13 protein-coding genes are annotated in these 17,462 nt (G+C 43.7%); 5 read left to right on the top strand and 8 right to left on the bottom strand.

Features of this window, described 5'->3' with window-relative positions; translation table 11 throughout:
• Positions 1 to 78: 78 nt before the first annotated feature.
• The 3 genes from PYW33_RS00065 to PYW33_RS00055 all read left to right on the top strand — a co-directional run bounded on the left by PYW33_RS00065 (position 79) and on the right by PYW33_RS00055 (position 2,371).
• Entirely contained in the window at positions 79 to 909 is an 831-nt protein-coding gene (locus tag PYW33_RS00065) for an OXA-134 family carbapenem-hydrolyzing class D beta-lactamase OXA-283 (protein ID WP_004647119.1), read from the top strand.
• A gap of 70 nt (positions 910 to 979) precedes the next feature.
• Positions 980 to 1,888, top strand: a complete 909-nt coding sequence (locus PYW33_RS00060) for a matrixin family metalloprotease (RefSeq protein WP_004647120.1) — start codon at positions 980 to 982, stop codon at positions 1,886 to 1,888.
• Between the two features lie 105 nt (positions 1,889 to 1,993).
• Positions 1,994 to 2,371: a hypothetical protein gene (locus PYW33_RS00055; protein ID WP_016806936.1), complete on the top strand. Its 378-nt coding sequence runs from the start codon at positions 1,994 to 1,996 to the stop codon at positions 2,369 to 2,371.
• 56 nt (positions 2,372 to 2,427) lie between these two features.
• On the opposite strand, the gene erpA is transcribed toward PYW33_RS00055, so the two are convergent.
• The 4 genes from erpA to PYW33_RS00035 form a co-directional block, all read right to left on the bottom strand.
• Positions 2,428 to 2,763: an iron-sulfur cluster insertion protein ErpA gene (erpA, locus tag PYW33_RS00050; protein WP_004281944.1), complete on the bottom strand. Its 336-nt coding sequence runs from the start codon at positions 2,761 to 2,763 to the stop codon at positions 2,428 to 2,430.
• A 121-nt stretch (positions 2,764 to 2,884) separates the two neighbouring features.
• Positions 2,885 to 3,892, bottom strand: a complete 1,008-nt coding sequence (locus tag PYW33_RS00045; RefSeq protein WP_004647122.1) for a putative solute-binding protein — start codon at positions 3,890 to 3,892, stop codon at positions 2,885 to 2,887.
• Positions 3,893 to 4,085: 193 nt separating this feature from the next.
• Entirely contained in the window at positions 4,086 to 5,096 is a 1,011-nt protein-coding gene (locus tag PYW33_RS00040; protein ID WP_004647123.1) for a putative solute-binding protein, read from the bottom strand.
• A gap of 254 nt (positions 5,097 to 5,350) precedes the next feature.
• Positions 5,351 to 6,355 carry a putative solute-binding protein gene (locus PYW33_RS00035; RefSeq protein ID WP_004647124.1) on the bottom strand — a complete coding sequence of 335 codons (1,005 nt, stop codon included), beginning with the start codon at positions 6,353 to 6,355 and terminating at the stop codon, positions 5,351 to 5,353.
• A gap of 217 nt (positions 6,356 to 6,572) precedes the next feature.
• Between PYW33_RS00035 and PYW33_RS00030 the strand changes: the two genes are divergently transcribed.
• Together PYW33_RS00030 and PYW33_RS00025 are read left to right on the top strand one after the other, a co-directional pair.
• On the top strand, positions 6,573 to 8,504 hold the full coding sequence (locus PYW33_RS00030; protein WP_004281940.1) for an ATP-binding cassette domain-containing protein: 1,932 nt from the start codon (positions 6,573 to 6,575) through the stop codon (positions 8,502 to 8,504).
• Between the two features lie 341 nt (positions 8,505 to 8,845).
• A complete protein-coding gene (locus tag PYW33_RS00025) occupies positions 8,846 to 10,009 on the top strand; it encodes a zinc-dependent alcohol dehydrogenase (protein WP_001202407.1) in 1,164 nt (387 codons plus the stop codon).
• A 1,182-nt stretch (positions 10,010 to 11,191) separates the two neighbouring features.
• On the opposite strand, the gene gyrB is transcribed toward PYW33_RS00025, so the two are convergent.
• The 4 genes from gyrB to dnaA form a co-directional block, all read right to left on the bottom strand.
• Complete coding sequence (gyrB, locus tag PYW33_RS00020) at positions 11,192 to 13,663, bottom strand: DNA topoisomerase (ATP-hydrolyzing) subunit B (protein WP_004647127.1); 2,472 nt, start codon at positions 13,661 to 13,663, stop codon at positions 11,192 to 11,194.
• Between the two features lie 56 nt (positions 13,664 to 13,719).
• Complete coding sequence (gene recF, locus PYW33_RS00015) at positions 13,720 to 14,799, bottom strand: DNA replication/repair protein RecF (protein ID WP_004647128.1); 1,080 nt, start codon at positions 14,797 to 14,799, stop codon at positions 13,720 to 13,722.
• A 28-nt stretch (positions 14,800 to 14,827) separates the two neighbouring features.
• Positions 14,828 to 15,976 (bottom strand): DNA polymerase III subunit beta, encoded by a 1,149-nt coding sequence (gene dnaN / locus PYW33_RS00010; RefSeq protein ID WP_004647129.1) that lies wholly within the window; start codon positions 15,974 to 15,976, stop codon positions 14,828 to 14,830.
• A 109-nt stretch (positions 15,977 to 16,085) separates the two neighbouring features.
• Entirely contained in the window at positions 16,086 to 17,462 is a 1,377-nt protein-coding gene (gene dnaA / locus PYW33_RS00005; RefSeq protein WP_004281934.1) for a chromosomal replication initiator protein DnaA, read from the bottom strand.

Raw genomic sequence — 17,462 nt, 5'->3', positions numbered from 1 at the left:
ATAAAAATTACTAAAATTTGATCGTATTTTCAGGAAAAGCTGTTTAAGTTAAATCCAACATTAAAATACCCTGAACCCATGAAAATTCTAATTTTGCTGCCTTTACTGAGTTGCTTGGGCCTGACAGCGTGTAGCCTGCCCGTTTCATCTCTCCTATCTCAAAGCACTTCGACTCAATCCACCCAAGCCATTGCCCAATTATTTGATCAGGCGCAAAGCGCGGGTGTTCTAGTGATTCAGCGTGGTCAACAGATACAGGTTTATGGTAATGATTTAAGCCGTGCAGATACCGAATATGTTCCCGCCTCTACTTTTAAAATGCTCAATGCCCTGATTGGCCTGCAACATGGCAAAGCCACAACCAATGAAATTTTTAAATGGGATGGCAAGAAACGCAGTTTTGCAGCCTGGGAAAAAGACATGACTCTCGGCGAAGCCATGCAAGCTTCTGCTGTACCCGTGTATCAGGAACTGGCACGTCGCATTGGCCTTGAATTGATGCAACAGGAAGTACAACGCATCCAATTTGGTAATCAGCAGATTGGTCAACAGGTCGATAACTTCTGGTTGGTAGGCCCTTTGAAAGTTACTCCAAAACAGGAAGTCCAATTTGTTTCTGCGTTGGCCCGAGAGCAACTGGCCTTTGATCCTCAAGTCCAGCAACAAGTCAAAGCCATGTTATTTTTACAGGAGCGGAAAGCTTATCGACTATATGTCAAATCCGGTTGGGGCATGGATGTGGAACCGCAAGTCGGCTGGCTCACCGGCTGGGTTGAAACACCGCAAGCCGAGATCGTGGCATTTTCACTGAATATGCAGATGCGAAATGGTATGGATCCGGCGATCCGCCTTGAAATTTTGCAGCAGGCTTTGGCCGAATTAGGGCTTTATCCAAAAGCTGAAGGATGATGCAAATAAGCATGGGAAAGGCATTAAAATTAAGCTATATTTTTAAAAAATAGACATTTAAATAAAAAATATGCGTCTTCTGCTCTGTCTGCTCGTAGTGGGATTGATCATGTCTGCCTATCTACATATGCAGGCCCAAACCCATCCTCAACTGCGCTATAACTCGCTGGCTGATCGCTTGACGCATCCTTTCGATACACGCTTACGTTTCCGAATTGATCAGGTCGATTCAGGCTTTGGACTAAGTAAAGATCAAGTCATTCAACTGAGCAAGGAAGCGATCGAAATCTGGCATCAGGGAAGCAATCGTGATGATTTGATGGTCTATGATGAAAATGCCAGGCTGAGTATTCACCTGATCTATGATCAACGCCAGCAAGACTATGATGCCTTGAAGAAAGTCGAAAAACAGTTGCTGGCAGATGACGCCAAGTATCAACGTCAGGTCAAAAATCTGGAAGCATCCCATCAGCATCTGGAAAGTCAGCAGCAACGCCTCATTCAGCAAAAAAACCAGATCAATAGTGAATTTCAAGCCTTACAGCAACGACGCCGTCAGCCAAATTTATCTGCTTATGAACATGAGCAGATTGAATATGAGGTTTTGGCTTTACAGCGCAAATCGGAAAGTTTTCAACGGGAACTTCAGTACCTTCAGGAACAGCAAAGTTCCTTTAATATGAATGTTTCCATGCATCAACATGGTCTGCAAAACCATCAGCAGAATATCATTCAAGCCCAACAGCGTTTCCCTGCCCGCGAATTTCATAAAGGCGTGTTTATGGGTGATCAAATTCATGTCTATCAGTTTGATGCAGAAGATGATCTCCGTCTGACTCTGGCACATGAACTCGGACATGCCTTGGGGCTGTATCACCATAATGACCCGGAAGCACTGATGTATCCGGTGCTGGGTAAACAGAATCTGCAACACTTCCAGCTGCGACCTGCAGACAAGACCTTGCTTTATAACCGTTAAGTGATCAGCTTGAATTCCCTAATTAATTTAAGTGTATAAGTATTATAAAAAACACTCTATTCTGATTTCATGTTATTGTGATTGGCTACATTGTTCAGGCCATCTTTGGAGATTCGTGTGAGTTACTACCATATTTTAATTGAAGTAAATGACCACATTAGTACGATTGATGAAACCCGTGATATCGAAATCTTTGATATCGAGGACATCCAACCCTATCTTCATTCGATTTTGCTGCCTTATTTCAATGAACAACTGATTGAACTCGACGATGAAAATCTGGAATATAAAGATATTCTGCATCTGGAAATCAAACAGACTTTATTGCCGATCAATGACCTGATCGAAGAAGAACAGCGTCTGTTGCCAAGCGATACCGACATTACCATTAGCGCCTATGAAATTTTCAATAACCGCGAGTTGAGTCAGGATGTTACTACTGTAATCTTTGATCTGCTTGAAGCGGTAAAACTGGATAGCTAAACTTTCCTCCAGATATAAAAAAGTCCTCATTGAGAGGACTTTTTTTGTGCATGGATTTAGATCGAGAATGAAGATCCACAACCACAGGTCGTGGTCGCATTCGGGTTTTGTACCACGAAACGTGAACCTTCCAGACCTTCTAAATAATCTACAACTGAACCGACCAGATATTGATAACTCAATGAATCGACTAAGACTTTAACATCACCATTGGCAAATTCTGCATCATCTTCATTCTGGCTTTCCGCAAAGTTAAAGCCATAAGAGAAACCTGAACAGCCGCCACCGGTCACATAGACACGGAGCATTAAGTCTTGGTTACCTTCACTGTCACGCAACTGGCGTACTTTATTTGCGGCATTGTCGGTGAGCACAAGCGCTTGGGCATTCATGGCGGATTCCTCTGTTGAATGGAATGTCTTTAAAAAGAAAAGACCATATTTAAGTATAGCACACTCAATATATGGTCAGTCTGCACAGATTAAAAGTCAAATCAGAGTAATTTTATCAGGATTATTTGTAGTTCTCATCCTGTAAGGCACATTCAAAATTTGTCGGATTCTGTTTGCAGCGGAATTGCCACAGCAATTTCATCATGCGTTTGTCATAAACGCCGCGTTTGGTCAGGTCAATTCGGGAATCCCGCATCATTTTCTGATAACCCGGTTTATCTGCCGCAGGAATATCCATCCAGTATTTCGAAGGAATATCCGCTTTCATTTTACCCAAAATACCAAAGGCACGTGGTAACTGGCTCTTAACCCATTCACGTGATTTTTGTCCGTATCCGGCCGGGAATTTATCGGGACGGATAATAATATTACCGGTAACCTGTAATACCGGATAATTCACAATCGCACCTTTACTACCCAACCCTTTATGTAATTCTAAAGGCTTAAATGCTGCAGCTGGTGCACCGATAATATCCACCTGACCATTGTTAAACATACTGGCAAAATTGCTGATTTCGGCACTCACTGCTTGTGCACCAACCTGCTGTACCATGATTTTTTGTGCTTCGTCATGGCTTAGTACCGCAATTTTTTTACCGGCTGCTTTGGCAACAGTATTAATACTGCGGTCGTTCACTAACAGAAAAGCATCACCTACAGGAATGACACCGACTACCTCATATTTGCCTTGCAGCATATGTTTGGCAAAAGTTGGACTGGCCAGTCCCTGCATCACTTTAACCGCCAGATTCAGATCTGGAATTGCACCAATGGCATCGAGTGAACCAGTAAAATTATTAAATTGACGGCCACGCATACCGGTAACACTGATCCCATCACATTTCCCGGCTTTAAAATCTTCTGCAACCACCGCTTCATTGGTATTGACCCGCAGTTCGACATCTGCACCCCAGTTTTTGGCTGCCAACTGATAGTCTTTCATCACACTATAGACATCACCGTTTTTACCAACCAGATCAAATACGCAAATCACCTGTTTAGCTTGCGCCAGACCTGAAACAGCCAGTGTCGCCGTAGCCAATGCCAGTGCTTTCCATCCTCTATGCATCATCCTCATTTCCTTATCGCTTGTTTTTGTTATTGCACTTTTAGTCACATGTGATTGTTTTTTATATAAAACATGCGAATTTAATAGTTAATCAAGCTTAAGCTATTTTATTCGCTGCACAATGGCAGATCTGACCTGGTTCAGCCATAAAAAAAGCCTAGATCAATCTAAGCTTTTTTCTTTAAAAATCAGATTATTCGCCAGCCATTGAACATTCAAAGTTGGCCTTATCGACAGAACAACGGGCACGTTTTAAGACCGACATCATGCTGGCATCATAGATTCCACGTTTGGTCATGTCCATCCGGCCATCACGTAACATTTTCTGATACTTGGTTTTATCTTCAACGTTCAGGTTCATTTTATATTTCGACGGAATACCGGCTTCCAGACGTTTGATCATGGCCATGCTCTTTGGCAGGTTTTTGATAAACCAGTCACGCGATTTCTGTCCAAAACCTGCGGGGAATTTTTCTGGACGAATCACAAAATCAGACGTCACATGCAGCACCGGGAAATTAAACATCGCGCCGTTATTACCCAGACCTTTATAGATTTCTAATGGCTTGTAGGCATAGGCAGGCGCACCAACCATATCCACCTGACCATTGTTAAATTTGGCCACAAAGTTGGACACATCGGAAATCACGGCCTGTGCACCGACGCGCTGTACCATGATTTTCTGGGCATCGTCATAGCCGAGTACTGCGAATTTCTTGCCTGCGGCTTTTTCAATCGAATTGATATTCTTGTCACGGACGAAAATAAATGCCGAACCTAAAGGCGAAATACCGGCAATTTCATATTTTTTGCCGCCCAGATTGGTTACCATTTTCGCGGCATTACGTTTGTCCAGAGCAAAACTGATTGCACGCTGGGCAATGGCATTACTTGGTGCGCCGCCCAGTGCGTCAATAGAACCGGCAAATTTATTGTATTGACGGGCACGCATGGCGGTCATAAATACACCATCACATTTACCTGCCTTAAAATCATTGTCGGCAACCGCTTCATCCTGACGGGCAATCAGATTGATTTCTGCGCCCCAGCCTTTTGCAGCCAGTGCCCATTCTTGCGCCATCTGGAAAGACTCACCGGATTTACCCAGTAAGTCAAACACACAGATATCGACTTTTTCTGCATGCGCCGCACTTGCAAAACCAAATGCAGAGAATGCAGCCAATGATAAGAGTGTTTTTTTCATTGTAGTTATCCTTTGAAATCTTGTTATTCGCTGAGTGTCCGTACACGGGACAAATATTAAGCAAGTTTAATTAAAAAAAATAGAGCATTTACTCCATTTAAAACCGGCATTTTGGCCTATAAAGATAAATCAGCAATAGTTGCCTAAGTTATTTTTAAATATATATTTAAATATCAATATCTTAATGTTTAAAACTGCTTTCTTATAATTACATTTACCCAGATATAGTTACAAAGATATACATGATTTCAGATTTATTCGCCACCAATCGAACATTCAAAATTGGTTCTTTCTACCGTACAACGCGCGCGTTTCAATACGTTCATCATGCCCTGATCATAAATCCCCTGTTTGGTTAAATCGATCCGCCCATCACGCAGAATCTTTTGGTAGGCCACACGATCTTCACGGCTTAGATTCAGAATATATTTGCTTGGAATCTCAGCTTCCATGCGCTTGACCATGGCAAAGCTGCGCGGTAACTGTTTCACAAACCAGTTTCGGGATTGTGCGGCAAAGCTTGCCGGAAACTCTTCCTGACGAATAATCAGATCAGCAGTGACATTAATCACCGGAAAATTAATCATTGCGCCTTGACGGCCTAGTCCTTTCTGTAATTCCAGCGGTTTAAATGCATAAGCCGGTGCAGCGACAATATCCACTTCGCCCTGATTAAACTTGCGAATAAAATTGGAAATTTCCGACATGACCGGTACTGCTTCAATCCGGTCGACCATGATTTTTTGCGCATAGTCATAATGCAGCACGGCAAATTTCTTGCCTTTGACCTGTTCCAGTTTATTTAGAGTACGATCACGAACAAAAATATAGGCTGGGCCAATCTGACCAATACCCGCCACTTCGAATTTTTCTTTGCCAATCTGGGTGATCAGGCGTTTGCTATTGCGTTTATCCAGTACATAGCTGATGGCTTTCATGGCAATGTCATTATTCGGCACGCCGCCAATTGCATCAATCGATCCAGCAAATTTGTTATAAGCCCGGGCACGCATTGAGGTCATATAGAAGGCATCACATTTTCCGGCTTTGACGTCCTGATCGACCTTGGCTTCATCCTGATAAGCGCTTAGCTGAATTTCGGCACCCCAGCCTTTTGCTGCCAGCGCCCATTCCTCCAGCAGTTTGTAAGACTCACCAGATTTCCCCAGTAAATCAAAAACACAGACATTCACTCTGGCTTGAGTTGAAGTCGACACCAAAATGCCCAGTGCCGATAAAATTAAACATCCCTTTTTCATTTTTATTTGACTCTATGATATTTTTTGCTCCATCAGCCTGAACTATAAACCACTGTTCATGCATAAAATAGAGCTTTTACTCAACTTATGCGTCCACCCTAGATCAATTGACAGAGGTGAAAAGCACACTTATTTCAGCAAAAACGGTAAGATTTTTCATTTTCACAGGGCTTTCCTTTAGAATAGGCGCATCTTATTTCTTAGCTTTGATTTCTCAATGATTCAGTTAGACCAGTTATCTATACGTCGCGGTGGACGTGTTTTATTTCAAAAAGCGTCGATGCAGTTACACCCAGGATGGAAAATTGGCCTAACCGGTGTCAATGGTGCTGGAAAATCAACCCTGTTTTCAGCCTTGCTCGGCGGCATGGAATCGGACACCGGTTCGCTGACCCGACCTGCGGTATGGACCGTAGCGCATATGGCTCAGGAAATCAAAGCACTGAATATGAAAGCCATTGATTTCGTCTTGTCGGGCGATGAAGAATACTGGGATATTCAGCAGAAACTCGATCAACCGGATCAACTGGATGATGCAGAACTGGCTCATTTATATGGCCGTTTTGATGAAATTTCAGGTTATTCTGCTCCTGCCAAAGCTTCACAACTGATGGCTGGTCTGGGCTTCTTTGAACATCAATCACAGCTGGATGTTTCAAGTTTTTCCGGTGGCTGGCGTATGCGTTTGAATCTGGCACGTACCCTGATGAGCCGATCAGACTTACTGCTCCTCGATGAACCAACCAACCATCTGGACTTGGACGCAATTCTCTGGCTCGAAGACTGGCTGAAAGCCTATGAAGGTACGCTGGTACTGATTTCGCATGACCGGGACTTCCTCGATGCGATTACCGATCACATTTTACATATCGAAAATCAGGAACTGATTTTATATACCGGTAACTATTCGACTTTTGAGCGCACCCGTAGTGAGCGTTTAGCGCAGCAGCAACAGGCGTATGAAAAGCAGCTGGAAACCCGCGCGCATCTGCAAAAATATATTGACCGTTTTAAAGCGCAAGCGACCAAAGCCAAACAGGCACAGAGCCGGATCAAACAGCTGGAACGAATGCAGGAACTATCTGCAGCCCATGTCGATACGCCATTTACCTTCAGTTTCCGTGAACCGACCAAAATGAGTTCGCCGTTATTGCAACTGGAACATGCCGATATTGGTTATGGCGACAAGCTGATTGTCACCAATGTAAATTTACAGATCACGCCAAACAGCCGGATCGGTTTGCTTGGGATGAATGGTGCCGGTAAATCCACGCTGATTAAATCGCTGGTCGGTGACCTGAAACTGATTCAGGGTCTGCGGAAAGATTCAGAATTACTGAATATTGGTTATTTTGCCCAGCATCAAATGGATGCACTGGATGGTAATGCCAGCCCAATGTTACAGCTGGCACGTATCGCAGATAAAAAAATCAGTGAAGCCAGTCTACGCTCCTTCTTGGGTAGTTTCGGTTTTAGTGGCGAACGTATGGATACGCCAAGCGAAAGCTTCTCAGGCGGTGAACGTGCACGTTTGGCCCTAGCACTGATTGTTTGGCAGCGTCCGAATGTACTGATTCTGGATGAGCCGACCAACCATTTAGACCTGGATATGCGTCATGCACTGACTATGGCTTTACAAGATTTTCAGGGCGCGGTAGTTCTAGTTTCGCATGAACGTCAGCTCATCGCCAGCGTCTGTGATGAACTGCTACTGGTACATAATGGTCAATGCCGTGAGTTTGATGGTGATCTTACTGCCTATGCTGACTGGTTACGCCAAGCCCGTATTGAGATGATTAAAAATGGGCAAAAGCCAGCAGAACCGGTGAAATCCCAAGTCGAAGTCAAACCGACTATTTCCAAACTGGACAAGGAAGCACAACGTAAGGAAGCTGCTCGCCAGCGGGAACTAAGTCGTCCGATTCGCAAGAATATTGAAAAATGCGAAGCACAGATGGCCAAACTACAGCCGCGACTGATTGAAATTGAAAACCTGCTGGGTGACAGTGCTTTATACGAAGCATCACGTAAAAATGATTTGCTGAAACTGATGAATGAGCAAACCGAGCTAAAAGCCAAACTGGAAACAGCCGAAGAGCAAATGCTAGAACTGATGATGGAACTGGAAAGTCTGGAACAGACGTTCTAAAGCTCTTTTAGTAAGATTTAAGATAAGAGATGAATGACCAACGTTGTTCATCTCTTTTTTATTCACTATTTTTAATGTTTTCTCTTCCATTTTCCCCCCTGTATTTTTTCATCTACGTCTAGATGTTTCTTTAATTCTGTTCTTTTCTATTCATTCGACACATAAGGTCATGAATTACACAAACCCTATATAAGTTTATTTTTTAAACAGTTGGATGCCTTATTTCATACATTAATTTACAGCGCGCTGTTTCATCCTAAGGCTCTAATACAAGTGTTTTTTAATTTTTGGCAGCCTTGCTACGAGTCTGTTTAATGTTGAACTAGAGAGAGGAAATCCGCATGCGTGCTCTTACCTATCATGGTGCTCGGGATGTACGAGTTGAATCCGTTCCAGATCCAGTGATTCAGGAACCAGATGACGTTATTTTACGGGTGACAGCCACCGCCATCTGTGGCTCAGATCTGCATTTATACCGGGGAAAAATCCCGGCCACTGAAGACGGTGATATTTTCGGCCATGAATTTATGGGAATTGTAGAAGAAGTCGGCCCAGAAGTAACCGAAGTCAAAAAAGGTGACCGGGTGATTATTCCCTTTGTGATTGCATGCGGTCACTGTTTTTTCTGTGAACATGAACTCATGGCTGCCTGTGAAAATACCAATACCGGTCGTGGTGCAATTCTCAACAAAAAACAGATCCCACCAGGGGCAGCTTTATTTGGCTTTAGCCATCTGTATGGGGGTATACCGGGTGGTCAGGCTGAATATGTACGGATCCCCAAAGGCAATGTCGGACCATTTAAGGTGCCGGGTTCCCTGCCTGATGAAAAAGTATTATTCCTGACCGATATTCTGCCAACTGCGTGGCAAGCAGTGAATAATGCCCAAGTCGGTCGAGGTTCCAGTGTGGCGATTTATGGTGCTGGCCCGGTCGGTCTGCTGGCTGCTGCCTGCGCGCGGATGCTCGGTGCCGAGCAGATATTTATGGTCGATCACCACCCTTACCGTTTGCGTTTCGCGCATCAAACCTATGGGGTAATTCCCGTCAATTTTGATGAAGTCGATGCCGCTGAATTTATCATTCAAAATACCACGGGTTATCGTGGAGTCGATGCCGTCATTGATGCGGTCGGTTTTGAAGCCAAAGGTAGCATGCTGGAAACCGTAATGACCAACCTGAAATTAGAAGGTTCGAGTGGTTCAGCGCTAAGACAATGTATTGCAGCGGTCCGTCGCGGCGGTGTGGTGAGTGTACCTGGAGTTTATGCCGGTCCAATTCATGGCTTCCTGTTTGGTGATGCCTTTGACAAAGGTTTGACCTTTAAAATGGGACAAACCCATGTGCATAATTACTTGCCGCAGTTGCTAGAACATATTGAAAATGGAGATCTGTCTCCAGATCTGATTATTACCCATCGCATGAAACTGGAAGATGCTGCGGAAGGTTACCGTATTTTTGATAAAAAGGAAGAAGACTGTCGTAAAGTCATTCTAACACCATAAATATGATTAAAAAAAAGCGCCGTCAGGCGCTTTTTTATTTTTCATCGTCATTTTATCAATCCTCTTTTTCTTGTTCCTAATCAATATCATTTCAGCGATTCCCTCCCTCTTTTCTATCGAGTAATAAAAGAAATGCCCGATTTTCAATAATGAAATCAAGAAATAACTCAAAAATGAGAAATAAAAAAGTTAAGCAAAAATCGATAAAAGTATGATTTTAAATAAAAATGAAAGTTCACTTGATTATTAAATCAATTATGTAGTTTAGCTACATCTTGAGTTTTTAGTTAACAATATGTTCCACGGTAATGATTAGAGAAACTACACTATATTTACAAGTATTTAATTTATAATAATTTTTTATTTTAAAGCCAATCCAAGGAATAGTCTGGTCATACTAGCAATATATCGCCAAATCTAGCTTTAAATTTAAAATGCTATTTTAAATTTAAAAACACTTATCCACAAGATAATCGATTTCAAATTTGAATTTAAAATAAAGAATTAATACGTGGATTAAAGCTTGCGGAAAAATACTATCTTATTCACATAAAAATTATGGATAACTTTAGAGTTATTCACATCTCTGATCAGGCTTTCTAGATGCTTGAAGCAATATTATTCACGTATTATTTAGCGTATTAGACCAAGTTTCTTATAAGCTATTGAAAATTTAAAATTTAGTTTTAGCAGCTTTTTATTTATTTTTAAGATATTGGATCTTCTGAATAGGCGATTTATTATTTTTTAGTCGAATCCACCTAAAGTATTCGATCTGTTTTCATTACACGCATCTTTAAATACCACTTTGACTGATCCAGTTTTCACCTAGTGTCGTGAACTGCATGCAAACTTCTCATCGTATAAAGAACGTCTTTCTGCCTCACTTTCCTATTCAAAAATTATTTTAGAAGTTCTGATGCAGATCATTTTTATAACGATAGATTCACTCCAGATTTCAGGTATTCTCCCGAGTTGGTAATCTCTATACATAAACCCTTTCTTAGAGTCGATTTGGCTTACTCAACTTGGCTTTTTAAAACCTAAATGAACCCGTTCCATATCTAAAAATCGGTCCAAAATTACTTTATTTTGCCTAGCTCACAGGATATGAGTAAAAAAATTGGTCTAAAAAAAGCGCCTCGAAAGGCGCTTTTTTATATCTGATTTTATCCTGAAGGGTTATGCATCAATATCTGCATTCAAGGCATTTTCTTCAATGAAAGCACGACGTGGTTCTACGTCATCGCCCATCAAGCAAGAGAACATACGATCCGCTTCAATCGCATCAGTAACTGTCACTTGCAGCATGTTACGGTTGTCTGGATCCATGGTGGTTTCCCATAACTGTTCCGCATTCATCTCGCCCAGACCTTTATAGCGCTGGATCATCATGCCACGACGTGAGTCCTGCAAGATATGTTGCCAAACCTGATGGAAATTGCTGACCTGAATCTTGCGATCGCCTTTTTGCAAATATGCACCCTCTTCAAGCAGACTAAACCAGCTCTTTGAATTCTTTAATAAACGTGCATATTCACTTGAACCTAACAGTACTGAGTCTAACAGGTAGCTATGTGGCAAGTTATGTACATAGATCGTGATACGTGGCAACCAGCTTGCAGTTTTTTGACCATCTGCCAGTTCTTTTTCAAAACGCTCCAGGGTTAATTCTGGACGTAATGTTGGCTGAATGGCTTCAATCGCTGCACGCAGATTCTCACCCCATGTTTCCACATAGGTTTTGTCTTCCAGCTGATCCAGCTTAAAACCTTCCAGTGACAGCAGCGCATCAAGCAGACTCGCAGGATAACGCTGGGTTAAACGCGCCAAGCTCTTCTGTGAAGTCTGATAATCGGCAATCACATTCGCCAGTGCTTCACCACGAATCGCTGGTGCTTCTGCACTGACATGCAGTTCCAGCTCATCAATCGCGTTCGAAATCAGGTAAGTTTCCAGTGCATCATTGTCCTTGATGTACTGTTCTTGCTTGCCTTTTTTCAGCTTGTATAGTGGTGGCTGTGCGATATAAATATGACCACGTTCCACAAGTTCCGGCATTTGACGGAAGAAGAAGGTCAACAGCAGCGTACGGATGTGTGAACCATCCACGTCAGCATCGGTCATGATGATGATTTTGTGATAACGTAGTTTGTCCGGATTATATTCTTCACGACCAATACCACAGCCCAGTGCGGTAATCAGTGTACCGACTTCAGCAGATGAAATCATACGGTCAAAACGGGCACGTTCCACGTTCAAGATCTTACCTTTCAGCGGTAAAATCGCCTGCATTTTACGGTTACGACCCTGTTTGGCCGAACCACCTGCAGAATCACCCTCGACCAGGTACAGTTCAGACAAAGCTGGATCTTTTTCCTGACAATCGGCCAGCTTACCTGGAAGACCGGCAATATCCAGCGCACTCTTACGACGTGTCATTTCGCGTGCTTTACGCGCTGCATCACGGGCACGTGCTGCATCAATGATCTTGCCGGCAATGGCCTTGGCTGCTTGTGGATTTTCCAATAAATATTCAGAAAATGCCTTGTTCATGGCCTGTTCAACAGCGGTTTTTACTTCACTCGATACCAGTTTTTCTTTAGTCTGTGAAGAGAATTTCGGATCAGGCACTTTGACTGAAACGATTGCAGTCAGGCCTTCACGCGCATCATCACCCGATACCGCAACTTTTTCCTTTTTCAGGATATTTTCGCTGTCCATGTAGTTGTTTAAACCACGGGTCAACGCAGCACGGAAACCGGCCAGATGCGTACCCCCATCCTTTTGCGGGATGTTATTGGTAAAGCAACGTACATTTTCCTGATAAGAATCATTCCATTGTAATGCGACTTCTACCGTAATACCGTTGTCGGCCTGTGCAGCAGTGAAGTGGAAGATATCATTCAGGTGCGTTTTGCCTTCGTTAATATATTTAACGAACTCAGATAAACCACCTTCGTAGTCATAGACATTCTCAAGATTGACGCGTTCATCACGCAGGACAATACGTACACCCGCGTTTAAGAATGACAATTCACGTAAACGACGCGCTAAAATATCAACATTGAAAATGGTTTGACTAAAGGTTTCAGCACTTGGGTAGAAACGTACTGTTGTACCCGATTTATCAGTTGTACCTGTTTCACGTAATTTATAAACAGGATCACCATGACGGTATTCCTGTTCATAAGTTTTGCCCGCACGGCTAATATTTAATAGCAGTTTTTCAGACAGCGCATTGACCACCGAAACACCAACGCCATGCAGACCGCCAGAGACTTTATAACTGTTGTCGTCGAACTTACCACCGGCATGCAGAATGGTTAAAATTACTTCTGCTGCAGACACGCCTTCTTCAGGGTGAATGTCGGTCGGAATACCACGACCATTATCAGATACTGAAACCGATTCATCTTCATGGATCGTCACTATAATTTCATCACAGTGGCCTGCCAAGGCTTCATCAATCGAGTTATCGACTACTTCAAACACCATGTGGTGCAGGCCTGTACCATCGTCTGTGTCACCAATGTACATGCCCGGACGCTTACGTACTGCGTCTAAACCACGTAATACCTTGATGCTAGAGGAATCATAAGCCTTTTCAATGGTTTGTTCTGTTTGAGAAGCAGCTTGATCTTCTGAACTCATGGTTTCTCCCTAGTGAAAAATAGGTCTATCCAAAGATGGGTAAAACTCAAAAAATATTATTGCACAACTTGAACTGTACCGTTTTCAACACTGAATAACTGATATGAGATAGACAAATCATGTAAGTGCTTTTGTACTGATTCATGGTCTAAGGTGGTAATAAAAACTTGACTACCAAGTTGGCTCAATCGCTCAATTAAACGTTGTTGTGCGGTTAAATCTAATTCTGCTGTCACATCATCTAATAATACCACAGTTTCCTTATTACAAGAATGGAGCATTGCGATTTGCGACAGTTTTAGTGCGATCATCAGCAGCTTTTTCTGACCCCGCGACAGGATCACGTCGGCATCCCCCATCGGGGTCTTTAAACGCAAATCCGCGCGATGTGGACCATATTCGGTATAGCGTCGATCACAGTCTTTTTCATGCTGGTTGGTCAGATCATTCAGCAGGCCAGTTTCACTGTGAAAGCCCGGACTGTATTCCAGACTGACTTGCAAATCAGGTAATAACTGTTTCAGGTCATCTTCAAAAAAGGGCTTCCATTGTTCCACGATCCCGACACGTTGCGAATGTAAAATTTCACCATATTCACTGAGCATCTGGTTCCACGGTTCCAGATCTGACAGACTGAGAAAGCGTTTGCTTTTGAGCAAACTATTTCGCTGTTTCAGCGCACGAGAATAATATTGCCAGGCATGATAAAACTCTGGTTCCACGTGGAACATTAACCAGTCAAGGAGTTGGCGTCGTGGTTTAGCACCATGATCGATAATATCGGTGCTTTGCGGATCAATCAGCTGCAAGGGCAACAGTTTGGCCAGCTGTCCCTGGGTTGCGACCAGATCACCATTGACCTTGATCAGTTGCTCCCCGCTGGCCATTTTTTGCATGCCAATTTTTTCAGTCGCAGACTGTGCAAATACAATCGCATCCTGCGCGCCATGCTGGATATAATTTTTGGGAATATGAGTACGGAAGGAACGACCGGCAGCCAGTAAATGAATCGCCTCTAAAATCGAGGTTTTACCTGAACCATTTTGCCCATAAAAAACATTAAACGGCTGCAATCCGTGGAGAGCAACCGTCTTTAAATTCCGCACACGCTCAATATGTAAACGCGTAATATGCATGTCTTATATGAATATCAGAAGCCGCGGCTTAAACACGCATCGGCATGACGACATAAGTCTGATCAGTATGCGCCGGGTCTTGTACTAAGACAGACTGATTCGCTTCAGTCATAGTCATTGACACATCATCGCCATCCAGCACACCGAGGACTTCAATCAGATACTGCGCATTGAAGGACATTTCTAGCGGTGAATCGGCATATTGAATCGCCAGGTCTTCAATCGCTTCATCCTGCTCCGGGTTATTGGCACGAAGTTGCAAAGAATCAGCATTGAAGTTCAGAAACACACCGCGAAGTTTTTCATTACTTAAAATCGCCACACGCTGCAAAGACTGCTTGAACACGTCATGTGCGATCATCACGACTTTGTCGCCCCCACGTGGAATCACACGGCGGTAGTCCGGGAACTTACCATCAATCAGCTTGGTAGTGAAACGCACGGTAATGTTCGCCTGTTCCTTGTCACGGCTTGGCATATTGATGGTCACATTGAGCAGTTCACGACCAATCAATAGAGATAATTGCTCATCTTCAACGCTGAGCAGGCGCTGTAATTCTGCAACGGCCTTACGTGGCACAATTGCCTGAATCGGCTGTGCTGCAGTGGATTGTGCTGCTGTTTCACACAGTGCTAGGCGGTGGCCATCGGTGGTCACAGCACGTAGCTGATTGGCATCAATTTCCAGCAAAGTACCGGTCAGGTAAAAACGCACATCCTGAACTGCCATGGCAAAGGCGGTTTTTTCGAACAGGCGTTTAAGTTCACGCTGTGTCACCGTCACTTGCGTGCCTTGGGTGTTTTCAGTGTTCAGTAATGGATAATCATCAGCAGGCAAGGTACCCAGTACAAAACGACTGTTGCCTGATTTAAGGATGCAGCGCTGATCTTCAGTAATATGCAAATCCACCAATGCCGCTGAAGGAAGTGACTTACAGATATCAATCAGCTTACGTGCAGGAACTGTGGTCTCGCCTTCCTGCAGACATGCACCTTCAGCCAGTGCTGTACTCGCCACCAGTTCGACTTCCAGGTCGGAACCGGTCACGGTCAATGCTTGCGTAGTCACCTGAATTTTCAGGTTAGACAGGATATTCAAGGTATGGCGACGTTCAACCGCTCCTACGACATGTGAGAGAACATTCAGTAAGCTTTCTTTCGCGATTTTTAAACGCACAGTGCATTCCTCTAAAGCTGAAGATTAATATAGAAAAAGTGATTTTTTTGACGGTTTACTATGCGGCAAAAGCAGCCGCATAGCAAGAATAGAATTTGAGCGATTTAGGTCAACTTTGCAACAGACGTTGCAGGTTTTTATAGTCTTCGTTAAAGATCGGATCTTCTTCACGCAGACTCTGTACTTTCTCGCAAGCATGCATCACGGTACTGTGATCACGACCGCCAAAAGCCATGCCAATTTCCGGAAAACTGTCGCCTGTTAATTCACGTGCCAGCCCCATCGCCAGTTGACGTGGGCGGGCATAAATCCGGGTGCGTTTTGGACCGACCAGTTCTTTCAGCGGAATCCGGAAATACTCACTCACGACACGCTGAATATTTTCGGTACTGATGGTACGGGCACGAATCGCCAGCACATCTTTTAAAGATTCACGCACCACATCCAGATCAATTGGTGTGCCTTTAAAACGTGAAATCGCCACCACTTTGTTCAGCGCACCTTCAAGCTCACGCACGTTAGCCACCACCTGCTGGGCGATAAACAGCGCACAGTTACGTGGTAAATCGACCTGGTTGCTTTCGGCTTTTTTCAGCAGAATTTCAATTCGGGTTTCAATATCTGGTGGTTCGACTCCGACCGATAAGCCCCAGGAAAAACGTGAAACCAGACGTGGATCCAGTTCGGTTAGTTCTTTAGGATAACGATCCGAAGTCAAAATAATTTGCTTAGATTCATCCAGAAGTGCGTTAAAGGTGTAGAAAAACTCGACCAGGCTGGCTTCTTTACCGGCCAACAAGTGAATATCATCGACCAGTAATAAATCCAGAGAACGGCAATTTTTCTTAAACTCTTCAACTTTGCCCTGCTGTAACGAGCTGACAAAGTCCTGTACGAAACTTTCTGCGGTCATGTACATGACACGTGCATTCGGTTTGGCCTGTAACAGTGCATTGCCGACCGCCTGCATCAAGTGGGTTTTACCCAGACCGGTCGGACCATATAAAAATAACGGGTTGTGCTGTGAAGCACCCAGCTGAGTCAGCACCTTGCGACAGGTTTCTGCCGCCATCTGGTTAGATCGACCTTCCACAAACAGCGAGAAGGTAAACAATGGATTCAACTGACGTCTACGGCTATTTTTGCCGCTGTCTTCTTTTTCTTTCTTCGGTTTCGGCACCGGCATCGGTGTCGAGGTCAATGCCGCTGTCGTGGTCGCCGGTTGCTCACTGGCAGATAAAATTGCCCCTGGACGTGAATCGACCAAAATTTCGACCTTGCGTACCCGTCCTTCAGACAATTGCTCTGCCAGAATCGTGATCAGTTCCAGATGATGTTCTTGAATGTAACGCGTCCAGTAAGGATTAGGTGCATACAAACGCAAGCTGTCTTCCAGCTCTTCTGCAACCAATGGGCGAATCCACATTGTAAAGACATTTCCAGAGAGCTCTTGTCGCAGGCGATTTAAGCAGTCCGTCCAAAGCAT

The organism is Acinetobacter lwoffii (genome assembly GCF_029024105.1).
In the GTDB taxonomy this organism is placed as follows: domain Bacteria; phylum Pseudomonadota; class Gammaproteobacteria; order Pseudomonadales; family Moraxellaceae; genus Acinetobacter; species Acinetobacter lwoffii.
The sequence above is the reverse complement of the archived record's forward strand: the minus strand, read 5'-3'. Positions and strand labels throughout refer to the sequence as shown.